The sequence below is a fragment of the Sphingomonas sp. 3P27F8 genome (assembly GCF_005502745.1).
GTDB lineage: Bacteria > Pseudomonadota > Alphaproteobacteria > Sphingomonadales > Sphingomonadaceae > Sphingomonas.
In genome coordinates, this window is record NZ_SCNL01000002.1 from 281,485 (window position 1) to 295,520 (window position 14,036).

Annotated in this window: 14 protein-coding genes; 2 read left to right on the plus strand and 12 right to left on the minus strand. The window is 65.9% G+C overall.

The features are described 5' to 3' along the window. Positions 1-786 carry a 3-hydroxybutyrate dehydrogenase gene (locus FFS35_RS03895; RefSeq protein WP_137785793.1) on the minus strand — a complete coding sequence of 262 codons (786 nt, stop codon included), beginning with the start codon at positions 784-786 and terminating at the stop codon, positions 1-3. Between the two features lie 8 nt (positions 787-794). Continuing rightward, positions 795-1,928: a patatin-like phospholipase family protein gene (locus tag FFS35_RS03900; protein WP_137785794.1), complete on the minus strand. Its 1,134-nt coding sequence runs from the start codon at positions 1,926-1,928 to the stop codon at positions 795-797. A 110-nt stretch (positions 1,929-2,038) separates the two neighbouring features. Here FFS35_RS03900 and FFS35_RS03905 point away from each other — a divergent pair, with 110 nt between their 5' ends. Continuing rightward, positions 2,039-2,953: a neutral zinc metallopeptidase gene (locus FFS35_RS03905; protein WP_137785795.1), complete on the plus strand. Its 915-nt coding sequence runs from the start codon at positions 2,039-2,041 to the stop codon at positions 2,951-2,953. A 16-nt stretch (positions 2,954-2,969) separates the two neighbouring features. Here FFS35_RS03905 and FFS35_RS03910 read toward each other — a convergent pair whose 3' ends face one another. The 6 genes from FFS35_RS03910 to FFS35_RS03935 all read right to left on the minus strand — a co-directional run bounded on the left by FFS35_RS03910 (position 2,970) and on the right by FFS35_RS03935 (position 8,971). After that, positions 2,970-3,980 carry a glycoside hydrolase family 3 N-terminal domain-containing protein gene (locus FFS35_RS03910; RefSeq protein ID WP_137785796.1) on the minus strand — a complete coding sequence of 337 codons (1,011 nt, stop codon included), beginning with the start codon at positions 3,978-3,980 and terminating at the stop codon, positions 2,970-2,972. 58 nt (positions 3,981-4,038) lie between these two features. Beyond that, on the minus strand, positions 4,039-4,776 hold the full coding sequence (locus FFS35_RS03915; protein WP_137785797.1) for an SPOR domain-containing protein: 738 nt from the start codon (positions 4,774-4,776) through the stop codon (positions 4,039-4,041). A 3-nt stretch (positions 4,777-4,779) separates the two neighbouring features. Continuing rightward, positions 4,780-6,504: an arginine--tRNA ligase gene (argS, locus tag FFS35_RS03920; RefSeq protein WP_137785798.1), complete on the minus strand. Its 1,725-nt coding sequence runs from the start codon at positions 6,502-6,504 to the stop codon at positions 4,780-4,782. A gap of 72 nt (positions 6,505-6,576) precedes the next feature. Further along, positions 6,577-7,371 (minus strand): LysR family transcriptional regulator, encoded by a 795-nt coding sequence (locus tag FFS35_RS03925; protein WP_137785799.1) that lies wholly within the window; start codon positions 7,369-7,371, stop codon positions 6,577-6,579. Continuing rightward, positions 7,368-7,766 carry a Co2+/Mg2+ efflux protein ApaG gene (apaG, locus tag FFS35_RS03930; RefSeq protein ID WP_137785800.1) on the minus strand — a complete coding sequence of 133 codons (399 nt, stop codon included), beginning with the start codon at positions 7,764-7,766 and terminating at the stop codon, positions 7,368-7,370. Before apaG ends, FFS35_RS03925 begins: the two co-directional genes overlap by 4 nt. Next, positions 7,763-8,971, minus strand: a complete 1,209-nt coding sequence (locus FFS35_RS03935; RefSeq protein WP_137785801.1) for an aminotransferase class I/II-fold pyridoxal phosphate-dependent enzyme — start codon at positions 8,969-8,971, stop codon at positions 7,763-7,765. The genes apaG and FFS35_RS03935 overlap by 4 nt, the downstream gene beginning before the upstream one ends. 131 nt (positions 8,972-9,102) lie before the next feature. Between FFS35_RS03935 and FFS35_RS03940 the strand changes: the two genes are divergently transcribed. Further along, a complete protein-coding gene (locus tag FFS35_RS03940; RefSeq protein ID WP_249341435.1) occupies positions 9,103-10,305 on the plus strand; it encodes a phospholipid carrier-dependent glycosyltransferase in 1,203 nt (400 codons plus the stop codon). A 6-nt stretch (positions 10,306-10,311) separates the two neighbouring features. Here the strand turns inward: FFS35_RS03940 and leuB are convergent, their stop codons facing one another. From leuB to FFS35_RS03960, 4 genes are read right to left on the minus strand one after another with little or no spacing between them, the layout of a single operon-like run. Next, positions 10,312-11,355 carry a 3-isopropylmalate dehydrogenase gene (gene leuB, locus FFS35_RS03945; protein WP_137785803.1) on the minus strand — a complete coding sequence of 348 codons (1,044 nt, stop codon included), beginning with the start codon at positions 11,353-11,355 and terminating at the stop codon, positions 10,312-10,314. Positions 11,356-11,399: 44 nt separating this feature from the next. Further along, positions 11,400-12,131, minus strand: coding sequence for a DNA repair protein RecO (gene recO / locus FFS35_RS03950; RefSeq protein WP_137785804.1), 732 nt, complete (start codon positions 12,129-12,131; stop codon positions 11,400-11,402). Between the two features lie 39 nt (positions 12,132-12,170). Continuing rightward, on the minus strand, positions 12,171-13,052 hold the full coding sequence (locus FFS35_RS03955) for a GNAT family N-acetyltransferase (RefSeq protein WP_249341436.1): 882 nt from the start codon (positions 13,050-13,052) through the stop codon (positions 12,171-12,173). Further along, positions 13,049-13,996 carry a polysaccharide deacetylase family protein gene (locus FFS35_RS03960; RefSeq protein ID WP_137785806.1) on the minus strand — a complete coding sequence of 316 codons (948 nt, stop codon included), beginning with the start codon at positions 13,994-13,996 and terminating at the stop codon, positions 13,049-13,051. The genes FFS35_RS03955 and FFS35_RS03960 overlap by 4 nt, the downstream gene beginning before the upstream one ends. Between the last annotated feature and the right edge of the window lie 40 nt (positions 13,997-14,036).

Below are 14,036 nucleotides of genomic sequence, written 5' to 3' on the forward strand. Positions count from 1 at the left end.
TCAGGCCGCCGTCCAGCCGCCGTCGATCGACAGGTTCGCGCCGGTTATCTGCGCGGCCTCTTCGCGACACAGAAACAACGCGAATGCGCCGACCTGCTCGGGCGTGACGAATTGCTTGGTCGGCTGAGCGGCAAGCAGCACATCGTTCATCACCTGCTCACGCGTCATGTTCCGCGCCTTCATCGTATCGGGGATCTGGTTTTCCACCAGCGGGGTCCAGACATAGCCGGGGGAGATGCAATTGACGGTGATGCCGCTGGTCGCGGTTTCCAGCGCCACCGTCTTGGTGAGCCCGTCGATGCCGTGCTTGGCGGCGACATAGGCCGACTTGTTGGGGCTGGCGACCTTGCTGTGCGCCGATGCGGTTGAGATGATCCGCCCCCATTTCCTTGCGCGCATGAGGGGCACCGCAACACGCATCATGTGAAACGCGCTGGTCAGGTTGATCGCGATGATCGCATCCCATTTCTCGATCGGAAACTCATCGACCGGCGCGACATGCTGGATGCCTGCATTGTTGACGACGATGTCCGGGCCGCCAAGCTTTTCATGCGCGCGCTGGATCATCGCCTCGATCTGGTCGGGCTTTGTCATGTCGGCCGCGTCGTAGAGCGCCTGCGCACCGCTGATCGCTTCCAGGCCGGCGCGCTCCTTCTCGATCGCCGCCGCATCACCAAAACCGTTGATGACCACGGCTGCCCCCTCACCCGCGAGCGCCTTGGCGATCGCGAGGCCGATGCCGGATGTCGATCCGGTGACGATCGCGCTCTTGCCCTTCAGAAACATGATTACTCCTATCTCGCCAGATCGAAGGCCGCCGTTCGGCCGGTAAGAATGTTCTCGGCGACCAGCTCTGCATTGGCCATCGTCGCCTCTACTGCCGCCTGCCCCGCCGCCCAGTGCTCGCGCATCGTGCGGGTGGAAAATTCAAAATCGCGCGCCCCGCCCTCCCAGGCATTCGCGCGATAGATCAGGTGGACGAGGCTCACCGGCTGCTCGGCCGCCATCACCGTCAGCGCCTCCACCTCGGCATCGTCGCGCAGCTCCGCCGGCAGCTTGGCGAGCACGCGCCGCACCAGCTCGCGTTCCTTGCGCAGCTTCATCAGCTGATCGGTGATCTGGCGGGTGCGGCTGGAGAAGGTGATCTCCTTGGCGCGCGCGAGCACATCCATGATGGTGCGCGGCCGTTTATCGGCAGCGGAAAAGAGATCGACCTGAAAGACGACCATCTCCTCACGCTGGTTATCGAGCACGTGCTGAAGCGGAGTATTCGATACGAGGCCCCCATCCCAATACCAGCGCCCGTCGATCTCGACGGGGGGCAACCCCGGCGGCAACGCGCCCGATGCCATTATGTGACGCGCGTCGAGCCGCTCATCCTCCGTGTCGAAGTAGCGGAAATTGCCGCTCTCAACATCGACCGCGCCCACCGATAGCCGGATCGGGCCGTCGTTCAGGCGTTCCCAATCGACCAGCGCGTCGAGCGTGTCCCTCAGCGGGGTCGAATCGTAGAAGCTCATCCCCTCCGGCGTTCCTGGCACCGCCATGAAGGGCGGCAGGAAGCGCGGGCCGAAAAAGCCCGGCACGCCCGCCATCGCCACGAAGCCGGCCGACCATTCGTGAATCAACTCGCGTACCATGTCATCGGGCAGGATCGGAAAACTGGGCAGCCAGCTCGTAGCCTGATCCCAGAACTGCCGCAGCCGCTCCACCCGCCGTTCGGGCGGGTTGCCCGCGACGATCGCCGCGTTAACCGCGCCTATCGAGATACCGGCGATCCAGTCCGGCTCGATCTGGGCGGCGGACAGGGCCTCGATCACCCCGGCCTGATAGCTGCCGAGCGCGCCGCCGCCCTGAAGCACCAGCGCCACCGTATCGGGCAGCGGCAATGCCCGCGCGCGGCGCCGGCGGGATTCCATATCGGCCATGCCACGTTCCTGCACGGCCCCGCGCCCGCGATCAAGCGCGACGCTTGCAACCGCCCGTCCATCTCGCGCATTCATGGTCGCGGAAGGCCGAAACAAAAGGGGAAGGCGCGATGCGGCTCGACGATTTCGATCCGAACATCAATGTCGAGGATCAGCGCGGCCAGAGCTTCGGCGGCGGAGGCGGTAGCGGTGGCGGGCTGCTGCTGGGGTTGCTGCCGCTGATCGGCAGCCGCTTCGGGTGCGGCGGCATCGTCGTCGTGCTGCTGCTGCTTGCGGTGTTTGGCGGGCTGGGCAACCTCGGCTCGATGCTGGGCGGCGGGGTCGGCGGCACAGCCCAGATACAGACAGGCGCGCGCTCTTCCGGCTCGGGAAGCGCGACCACAGCCTGCTCGCTCGACGAATCGAGCCGCTCGGCTTGCAACGCCTTCAGTTCGGCGGACAAGACCTGGGCGGCGATCTTCTCGCGCTCCGGTGAGCGTTTCCAGCAGCCCACGCTGGTCTTCTATTCGGGGCGTGGCCAATCGGGCTGCGGGGCCGCGCAATCGGCGATGGGCCCTTTCTACTGCCCGACCGATCAGGGCATCTACCTCGACACCAGCTTCTTCCGCGAATTGCAGGATCGCTTTCACGCGGCGGGCGATTTCGCGCAGGATTATGTGATCGCCCATGAATTTGGCCACCATATCCAGAAATTGCTCGGCACATCCGAGCAAGTTCGCCAGCAGCAAGCGCGCGCGAGCGACGTGGAGGGTAACCGCCTGTCGGTTCGGCTTGAATTGCAGGCGGATTGCTATGCCGGCGTGTGGGCCGCGCAAAATCGCGACCGGCTCGATCCCGGCGACGTGCAGGAAGGCATGACGGCCGCGCAGGCGATCGGTGACGATACGCTGCAAAAGGAAGCGCAAGGCCGCGTGATGCCAGACAGCTTCACCCACGGCACGTCCGCGCAACGCCAGGCCTGGCTGAAGCGGGGTCTGGATTCAGGCGATCCGGCGCAATGCGATACGTTCTCGGGAGCGATCTGACCGACGGCGCGTGCCGTTACGCCGCGCCGAGGATTTCCAGCAATGCGTCGCGCTTGGCCAGCAGCGTCGGTATGTCGCCCTCAGCGCTTCCGACGCTGGCCATAGCCCGGTCTAGCCGGATGCGTGACGAGTCCGCGATCTCGCCGAGCCGGCCGGCGATATCGACCATTTCATCCATTCGCGCCCAGCAATCGAGCACGATATCGCATCCCGCCGCGATCGCCCCCGCGGCCTTGTCGGCCGCCGTGCCGGAGAGCGCTTTCATATCGATATCGTCGGTCATCAGCAGCCCGTCGAAGCCGATGCGGCGACGGATAACCTCTTCGATGACGATCGGCGAAAGCGTCGCCGGGCGTTCGTGATCCCATGCGTCGAACACAATATGGCTGGTCATCCCCATCGGCGCACCGGCCAGCGCGCGAAAAGGGGCTAGATCCTCATCGAGTTCTGCATCGCTCGCGGCGACCCGCGGGAGATCATAATGCGAATCAACGATCGCGCGCCCGTGGCCCGGCATGTGCTTGACGACACCGACGACGCCGCCGGCCGCCAGCCCCTCCAGCGTCGCGCGCCCCATCGCTGCGACCCGCTTGGGCTCATGGCCATAGGCGCGCGACGCGATCGCCTCCGTCGTCCCCTGACGCGCGATATCAAGCAGCGGCAGGCAATCGACGGTGATCCCCACTTCGGCCAGCATCAATCCGATCGCATGCGCATTGGCGCGCGCCGCCTCTATCGCGGAGATCGGCGCCCGCTCGTAAAGCGCGTCGAACAGCGGCCCGGCGGGAAATGCCGGCCATTCCGGCGGGCCGAGCCGGGCGACACGGCCGCCCTCCTGATCGACGAGAATTGCGACATCGCCGCGCCCTTCCAGGCCGCGCAGCGAATCGGTCAACGCACGCAGCTGCTGTCGGTCGACCACATTGCGCTTGAACAGGATGTAGCCGGCGGGCTGCGCCTCACGGAAGAAGGCGCGCTCGTCATCGGTCAGGGTCGGCCCTGAAAGGCCGAAGATCACAGGCTTCATAATGGATCGATACCGCCGCCACCCGTGCCGGGGAAGCGGCGATAGCGCCGACCCCGCCTCAGCTCGTCACAAAACAGCGCTCACCCGCTACCTTGAGCCGGCCGCAGATATCGGAAGCGGCATCCGCACTGCCGGCGTTGACGCGCAGCCGGTATACCTTCCGCCCGTTCACATCCGCAGCCTGCACCGACTTGCCAAGCGTCGCGAGATAGCCGAACCGCTTGGCGAGCGCGCTCCAGGCCGCATTCGCCACGGCCTCACTCGGGAAAGCGCCCAGCTGGACAAGCGCCCCGCCCGAACCCTCGCCCGGCACTGCGGCCCGCGGCGCCGAGACCGGCTCGGCCGCTTTCAGTTTCGGCGCGGAACGTGGAATCTCGCTGGCGATCTTGCGCGCGCCGCCAGTCGATTCCGGTACGGGCCTGGCCTCGGTCCGGTGCCCATCGATCGGCGTTTCGGGCACAGCCTTCAGATCGATCGCCGCGGACGAATTCGCGCCGGCGCTGGTGGCAATCGCCGAATCGCCCTCGCCGCTCACCTTCAGGCCACCCGGCTCCTCCGGCTTGATTTTGTAATCGCCGACCGGGGCCTTGATGAGAGCGCCATTGCCATCAACGGATGCTGCGCGATGCTGCACCTTGTACACGCCGAAGATCAGCGCCGCGAGCAGCACAAGACCCAGGGCGACGTACCCGATGGTCCGCACAGCTCCCGGGCCACCGTCATCCTCAAGCTCTGCCGACTCCAACCATGGCAGTCGATCGAGATTGCTGTGATCGACCTTCTCAATGCCCGTCATGGCCTACATCTCCGCGACTGCCTCCACCCCCATGATGGACAACCCGTTCCGGATAATTTGCGCACACCCGTCCGCCAAGAGCAGTCGTGCAGCGCTCGATTCCGCATCTTCCGGGACGAGAAAGCGGCGATCGGGCCGATCATTACCAACATTCCACAATGAATGGAAAGCGGCCGCCAAATCATAGAGATAGAAGGCAACACGGTGCGGTTCCCGCGCCGTTGCCGCCGTTTCCACAACGCGCGGAAACTGGGCCGCCAGCTTCACGAGGGCCAGCTCTTCCGTATCAAGACGGGACAGATCGGGGCTGGACGCGTCGATCCCCGCTTCCGCCGCCCGGCGATGCAGCGAAGCGATCCGGGCATGGGCGTACTGGACATAAAAGACCGGATTGTCCTTCGATGCTTCCACCACCTTGGCGAAATCGAAGTCCATCTGCGCGTCGGAACGCCGCGTGAGCATGGTAAACCGCACGACGTCGCGCCCGACCTCGCGCACGACATCCGCCAGCGTTACGAAATTTCCGGCGCGCTTGGACATCTTCACCGGCTCGCCGCCACGCAACAGGCGCACCATTTGAACGAGCTTCACGTCGAAGCGCGTCTTGCCCTCGGTAAGCGCAGCGACGGCGGCGGTGATCCGCTTGACTGTGCCAGCATGATCCGCGCCCCAGATGTCAATCAGTTCGTCCGCCGATTGCGCCTTCTGGAAATGATAGGCGAGATCGGCACCGAAATAAGTCCATTGGCCATTCGACTTCTTGATGGGGCGATCCTGATCGTCGCCGAATTTCGAGGAGCGGAACAGCGGCAGTTCCACCGGCTCCCAATCCTCCGGCGTCTCGCCCTTCGGCGCTTCCAGCACCCCGTCGTAAACAAGATCGCGTTCCCGCAGCCATTGCTCGGCCGCCTCCGGCTTGCCAGCCGCCTGCAACGCCGCCTCGGAGGCGAAAACCGCGTGATGAATGCCGAGCAGCGCGAGATCCGCCTTGATGAGCGCCATCATCGCATCGACCGCACGGGTGCGGAACAACGCCAGCCAGTCGCTTTCCGGCGCGTTTACAAAACGATCGCCGAATTCGTCGGCCAATTTGCGCCCGACCGGAATGAGATAATCGCCCGGATACAGCCCCTCGGGGATCGCGCCGATCTCCTCGCCCAGCGCCTCGCGATAACGCAGGTGCGCGGACCGGGCGAGCACGTCGACCTGGCCGCCGGCGTCGTTGACATAATATTCGCGCGTCACCTCGTGACCGGCGAACTCCAGCAGCGCGGCCAGCGCGTCGCCCACCACGGCGCCACGGCAATGCCCCATGTGCATCGGCCCGGTAGGGTTGGCGGAAACATACTCGACGTTGACGCGCGTGCCGTGCCCGCGCTGCGAGCGGCCGTAATCGCCACCCGCATCGCGGATCGCGGAAAGCTCCGCGCGCCACGTGTCGTCGGTAAGCCGCATATTGATGAAGCCGGGGCCGGCGATTTCGACCGCCGCCACTTCATCCAGCCGGCGCAATTCGCCCGCGATCCGCTCGGCCAGCGCGCGCGGATTTGCCGTGGCGGCCTTGGCCAATACCATCGCCGCATTGGTCGCGAGATCGCCGTGGCCGGGATCGCGGGGCGGCTCGACGGTCACGTTGCGGCGATCGAGATCGGCCGGCAACGCGCCGGCAGCAACCAAAGCGTCGAGCGCCGCATCAATATGAGCGGCAAAGCGGGAATAAAGTGTCATGGTATCCGTTCAGGTGCCGGGTTTGCCCGCGCGATAGCCCAACGCGGCGCCGGCTTCAAATTTGAGGGGTCATCAGGCGGTGAGCGCGTCGACGAGCGCCTGCACCTTCCTCTGCCGCCATTGGGGCAACGGCGCGACGAGCCAATAACCAAGCCGCGACAATCTGGCCTCGCCCACGCGTACCACGCGCCCGGCGGCGAGATCCCGCGCCGCGAGCAATTCCGGCACGGTCGCACGGCCCAGCCCCTCGGCGGCGGCATCGATCGCCAGCCCGGCATCAGCGACGCGAACCGGGGAGGAGGCATCCTCCGCGCCGCAGCCCGCCCAGCCGATACGCACATCACTGGCCGCGCCGCCGGGACGCTCGACCGTAATCATCCCTTCGCTTTCGAGCGCTTCTCCCTCATGCGCGCCGGGGCCTTCCCCCCAACGCACCGCGAGATCGAGATTGGCTTCGGTGAAATCGATCACATCATCGGCGGCGACGAGGATAAAGCGCATCTCGCCATCGCTCCGTGCGATTTCAGCAAGGCGCGGCATCAGCCACTTCTGCGTCACGTCGCGTGGCGCGGCAATCGTGAGCGATTTGGACGATTGGCCCGCCTGCATCGCGCGCACCGATTCCTCGAAATGGAGGAAGCCGTCGCGCAGCGCCACCAGCCCTGCCTCGCCCTCCGGGGTGAGTTCGAGGCCCTTGGTGGTGCGGCGGAAGAGGACGACGCCGAGCGTATCCTCCAGCGCACGTATCTGCTGGCCTACCGCCGCCGGCGTGACCGCGAGTTCATCCGCCGCACGGGTGAAAGACAGATGGCGCGCCGCCGCATCGAGCACGCGCAGCCCGTTCAACGGCAGATGCGTCCGCTTCATGCGCCCACCGCCGGCGCCAGCAGCGCAAATTTCGGGATCGCGACATCGAACATCACGCCATCCTCCCCGATCATACGGTAACTGCCCTGCATCGCCCCAGACGAGGTGGCCAGCGGGCAGCCGGAGACATAATTATAACTGGCGCCGGGAGCGATCACCGGTTTCTCCCCGACCACACCCTCCCCCTCAACCGAGTGGCGCGCGCCGCGCGCATCGGTGATGACCCAGTGGCGCGACAGAAGCTGCACGTTTCGCCCGCCGGCATTTTCGATGCGGATGTGATACGCCCAGAACCAGCGCCCCCGCGACGGCTCCGACTGTTCGGGCAGATAGCTGACGGCGACACGCACTGTCACCCCATCGGTCGTCTCGTCATGGGGAAATAGCGCTTTCACAGGCCGGCCGCTCTCAGCGCCTGATCGAGATCCTCGATCAGATCGTCCACATCCTCCAGCCCGACATTCACGCGGAGCATCCCTTCCGTCACGCCCATCTCCACCCGGCGATCCTCAGCGAGGCCGCTGTGCGTGGTCGAGGCCGGATGGGTCATCAGCGAGCGCGAATCGCCGATGTTGTTCGAGATGTCGATCAGTTGCAGCGCATCCAGCAGGGCATGCGCCTGCTTGCGGCCGCCATCGACCTCGAACGCGAATATCGGGCCGGTCGCGTCCATCTGCGACATGGCGAGATCATGCTGCGGGTGACTGTTCAGCCCCGGATGCAGGACACGCGGCACACGCCCTTCCATGAAACGTCCAACCTTCACCGCGCTTTCGGACTGGCGATGAATACGCAGATCGAGCGTCTCAAGCCCCTTCAATACCACCCAGGCGTTGAACGGGGAGAGCGTCGGCCCCGTGTTGCGGGTGAAGGACAGCAGCGTATTCTCGACGAAATCCTTCGTCCCGCATACCGCACCCGCCAGGACGCGGCCCTGCCCATCCATCATCTTGGTAGCGGAGTAGGCGGTGATGTCCGCGCCGAACTCCATCGGCCGCTGGAGCGCCGGAGTGGCGAAAGCGTTGTCGACCACCGAGGTGATCCCCCTTTCGCGCGCAATCCCGCACACCGCGCGCAGATCCACGATATCCATTGTCGGATTGGCGGGCGTCTCGAAGAAGAACAGCTTGGTCTCCGGGCGCACCGCATCGACGAACGCCTGCGGATCACGCGCATCCACCACCGTGGTCGCGATGCCGAATTTCGGCAGGAGCGAATCGACAAGCCAGCGGCACGAGCCGAACGCAGCCCGACCGGCCACGACATGATCGCCGGTCTGAAGCTGGCAGAGCAGAACGGCCGTCATCGCGGCCATGCCCGTCGCCATCGTGCGGCACGCCTCTGCCCCTTCCAGCAGCGCGATGCGCTCTTCGAGCATCTGCACGGTGGGATTCTGCAAGCGGGAATAGGTCATCCCCTCCTGCTCGCCGGCGAAACGCGCGGCGGCATCCCCGGCGCAGTCATAAGCGTAGCCGGAGGTGAGGAACAAGGCTTCGGATGTCTCGCCGAATTCCGAACGCATCGTGCCGCCACGGATCGCGCGAGTAGCGGGGCGCCAGTTGGCGGTGATCGAGCGGTCTTGTCCGGAGCGGCGTTTCATGGCCAGCCCTTTGCCCGACAACCATTGGCCACCGCAAGGTCCACGGGCTTGCCGATGCGATACACGGCGTTAGACCGGCGCCGATGAGCGAAAACCGCAGTGCAAGCCCTTCGTGGTTTCCCCGAAGCCCCGTGCCGGTCGCCATCCTGCTCGGCGCCGTCGCGGAGGCGCTGTTCCTCGTGCGTGTCGCGGTGCCGCACAAGATGGTGTTCGACGAAATCTATTATGTGCCGGCGGCTCGGACGTTCCTCGAACAGTCGCGCTTGCTCAATTTGGAGCATCCGCCGCTCGCAAAGGAACTGATCGCGCTCGGCATCCACATGCTGGGCGATACGCCGGTCGGGTGGCGTTTCATGTCCACATTTGCCGGCACGGCGACGGTGGTGGCGGTCTTCGCGATCGTCCAGTTGATGACGGGACGGCTGCGTGCCAGCCTGTTCGCAGGCGTGCTGGCGCTGCTGAACTTCACCATCTTCGTGCAGGCCAGAGTCGCCACGCTGGACGGCTTCATGGCGGCATTTCTGACCGCCGCGATCGCCATGATCGCTTGGGCGATGCGGCGCGGCGGCTGGGGAAAGTGGATGGCGGGAAGCGCGCTGCTGGGTGCGGCGACCGCATGCAAATGGGCCGCTGCGCCCTATGTCGCGTTCGCCGGCATCGCTTTCCTGGTGCTGAAGCGGGGGGATGCGCGGCGCTGGCCGGGGCTCCATGCGCTGCCCGCGCTCGCGACGCTCGGCGCGATTTCGGTCGTCATTTATTTCGCGACCTTCCTGCCGCTCTTCCACTTCGCCGTGGAGCCGCTGTCGTGGCGAGGTCTGCTACCGCTTCAGAAATACATGTTTGCGCAGCAGGTTCAGGTGTTGCCTTCGCACATATACCAGTCGAGCTGGTGGACGTGGCCGCTGTTGATCCGCCCGATCTGGTATCTTTACGAACCGGTAGATGGCGCGCAGCGTGGCATCCTGATGATCGGCAATCCGGTGGTGATGTGGGGCGGCCTGGTCGCGGTGGCGGCATGCCTGTGGGGCTGGATGAAAAAGCGTGACACCCGGCTGCTCGCCGCTTTCGCGTTGTGGGTGGCTAGCGTCGGGATCTTCGCGATCATTCCCAAATCGCTGGGCTTCTATTATTATTATTACCCTTCGAGCATCTTCATCGTCATCGCCATCGCCGCCGCCTTCGATCACTGGCGATCGCAGCGCGCGCGGTGGGACCGGCGTTTTGCAATGGCGGCGCTCGCGATGGCGGTCTATTTCTTTCCCGTGCTATCGGCGACGGCGCTCAGCGGCCCGGCGGCCTTCCATTACTGGACATGGCTGCCGTCCTGGATCTGACCCCGGTTACAGCGCCGCCACGACCGCATCGCCCATTTCGCGCGTGGAGCAGGCGCCCCCGATATCCCCGGTGCGCTTGCCAGCCGCCAGCGCTTTCGCCACCGCCGCCTCGACGCGATCGGCCGCATCCGCCAGTTTGAGCGAGTGCCTCAGCATCATCGCGGCGGAAAGGATCGCCGCGCAGGGGTTCGCCTTCCCCTGCCCCGCGATATCCGGCGCGGAGCCATGAATCGGCTCGTACAGCCCCTTGCCGGCTGCATCGAGGGAGGCCGACGGCAGCAGCCCGATCGACCCCACGCACATCGATGCCTGATCGGACAGGATATCACCAAAGAGGTTGCCGGTGACGATCACGTCGAACTGTCCGGGATTGCGCACAAGCTGCATCGCCGCGTTATCGACATACATGTGCGTCAGCTCGACATCCGCGTAATCCGCCGCCGTCTCGATCACCACATCGCGCCAGAGCTGCGACGTTTCGAGCACATTGGCCTTGTCCACCGAGCACAATCTGTTGCGCCGCCGGCGCGCCGCTTCAAATCCCGCGATCGCGATACGGCGCACCTCTGCCTCGTCGTAACTCATCACGTCATATCCCTGGCGCAGGCCGGCCGACGTGGTGCGCATGCCCTTCTCGCCGAAATATACATCGCCGTTCAGTTCGCGAACGATCAGCAGATCGATCGCCCGCGCCACTTCCGGGCGGAGCGCGGACGCATCCTCCAGCCCGGCGAACAGCTTGGCGGGGCGCAGATTGGCGAACAGGGCGAGCTCCTTGCGCAGCCCGAGGATCGCCTGTTCAGGGCGCAGATGACGTTCCAGCCCGTCGCAGCCGGGATCGCCGACCGCGCCGAACAGGATCGCGTCCGCGCGCCGCGCCACCGCCAGCGTTTCGGACGGCAACGGATGGCCGGTCGCATGATAGGCGGCACCGCCCACCAGCGCCTCTTCAAACGAAAGCCCGAGCCCGAGTGCCTCGATCACCCGCCTCGCCTCGATGGTCACTTCGGGGCCGATGCCGTCGCCGGCGAGGATCGCGATCACTGCCATGAATGTCCCTTTCGTTCGCGCGTGCTCTTAGGCGCTGCGTGCGATCAGGCAACCACCCTTTTCAGCCGATCGAGCAGGCGCCCGCGTGCGACGAGGAGCTCGGCGCGGCGATCGACGAGAATGTCGCGCGCCAGAAAATGGCCGGTCAGGTCAAGTGCCGCGAGCACATCGCTCCACCCTGCCTCGCCGCCCTCGCGGAGAAATGGCGGCAGCGCGAACAGCCGCGATTCGTAGCCGGTCGCCGCCGCACGACTCACCGCCGCGCCGCTTTTCGGGCTGACGAAGGCGAGATCACCCGCCTCCCCCGTCACCGCGCACCGATAGAGATCCAGGCCGAAGCCGAGCTCGGCGAGGAGCAATAGCTCATACCGTGCAACGCTCCCCGCCCAACCGCGCGCGGCCGGGGCCGCCTCGATCGCGTCCAATACCCCGGCAAGCGCATCGTGAAGACGGGGAAAGGGTTGCGCCTCAGGCAGCGTCACCGCAGTTAACGCACTCAGCCACTCGATCGCGGCGGCGGGCAGCGGCGCGGCGAACAATCCGGCGCGGCTGTGCAGCAGTTCCACGGTCAGCGCGGCAAGCTGGTCATCGCTGCGCGCGCGCCATTCGCCACGGATCAGGTTCGCCGGCTGGAGCACCGGCCCGATCCGCCGCGAGCGCCCGCCGCGCACATAGCCGGGCTGAACCCCATCCGACGCGGTGAGCGCACGTACGACCGCACCATGTTCGCCATGAGCACGAACGGCGAGAACGATGGCATCGGCAACCAGGTGCATCAGCGATATGTAAGACGGCGCGGCGCACCGCGCCATCGCTCAGGCGCGTCGGAGGCGGCGCGCGATCCTGGCGAGTGCCGGCGTCCGCGCGGCGCGCGCGGCGAGCCGCATCGTGGTGTCGAACCCGCTAACCGCTGCGACCACCGCGCGATTGGCGAGCGTGGGTCGCAGCAGCAGCAGATCGCGGCAGCGGATGCCGCCGCTCGCGAACGCGCGCTTGTGCTGCCCCTCGCCCTCGGTGAAGTCGAACCGGCGGAAGCGATCGCCGAACAGATCCGCCAGCGCGACCGCCATCAGCACGCTGCCGGGAGAAAGTGCGCCGTGCACCGGATCGTGCCCAACATGATCGTAGCGCAACGTATTCCCATCCGCGCCGCACCAGAGATACGCGATCGGTACGTCACGCAGGAACAGCAGCCACGCGCGGACCCCGTCTTCGGCCGCCAGCGCCTGCCCGTGCGCCGGATCGGCGGGCAGCCCGGAACCGAGCAACCGTTCCTGATAAGTCGTTTCGGACACGGCTCGCGCCAGTGGATGACATTCGGCCAGCTCGGCAGGCGTACGGTAGCGGCGCACGTCCAGCGTTCCGCCGTTCGCGGCCGCGAGCTTCTTTTCCTTGCGCTTCATCGTCGCGCGGGCGTTGCCGGACAGTCCCGCCAGCCACGCCGCCTCGCCCGCCCGGAGATCGACAAAATAGCGGATGTAGCGCTGGCGGACGAACGCGATGCCCGGCCACGAAGGTGACAGCGCATCCGGCAGTGAGGTGAGCAGATAACCATGCTCGGCGCTATCAAGCGGCGGAAGTTCGGGCAGCTCCGCCCCGAGCGCCTGATCGAGCGACAGCGCCACCCGGCGCAAGCGTCGCGGCACTTCGGCAATGGTGCGGGCACCGATCTGGAGCCGGAGCGCACTGGCGCTCACACCGCGCGCTCCTCGATGATGTTCGACCACGCCTGCTCCACCTGTCGCAGGCGACGACGGCTGTAATGCGGGGGAAGCGGCTGATCCGGCCGGCCGAGCGGCATGTCAGGACGATCACGGAAATGCACCGTCGGCGCCTCCAAACGGCGCGCATCCAGCAGTTCGCACAATTGCGCGAACCGGCGCGCATGGATCATGTTTGGCCGCGTGCCATTGCGCACCGCGAGTTCGAAACTATGGCCGACGATGGTTGTGGCGACATGCCCGGCCGCCACCGCATGATCGAGCGCGGCGGTCTGCTCGCGGATCGACAGCGCACACACCTGAAACGGGCGGCGCTGATCCGGCTGATCCTCGATCACCGTGACGGGCACCTCGACAATACCGAGCCGGGCGACCGGCGCGATCTGGATCGGCGGAAGATCGATCGCACTTGGCCACGGATGCTCGGCACCATTGTGGCTGCTGTCATAAGCGAACCCGAGGGACGCCAGCGCCGCCAGTGTATTGTCATTCGCGGCGTAGCTGCCGCCACGAAAGGCGATCGGCATCGGCGCGCCGGCCTCGACCAGCAGCGCCATCGCGCGGACAATCAGGGCGCGCTGCTCCTCGCGGGAAAAGCCACTCAACTCGAAGCCGCCGTGCCGCTCACGATCGTCGAGCGAGGCGCCGCGCCAGTTAGGGTGAAGATGAAGCTGCACTTCCTGCCCGGCGGCGAGGATCGTCTTCACCACCGTGCGGATTGGCTCGATGCCATAGACCAGCGCCGGCATCGGATCGACAAAGAATGTCGCCTTCAGCCGGTGCCGCGCCAGCACATCGAGCTGGTGCGTGATGCCTACATCGGCGGGTTCGAGCGAGCGCATCACGACGCCGGCAGCCGATAGCCCGGCGGCGTGATGCCGCCAGCTCAACTCGGTGTCGATCGTCAGGAAAACGTGCATCTGCGCGGGATATATGTTCCGGGGATGAACAAACCGCAAA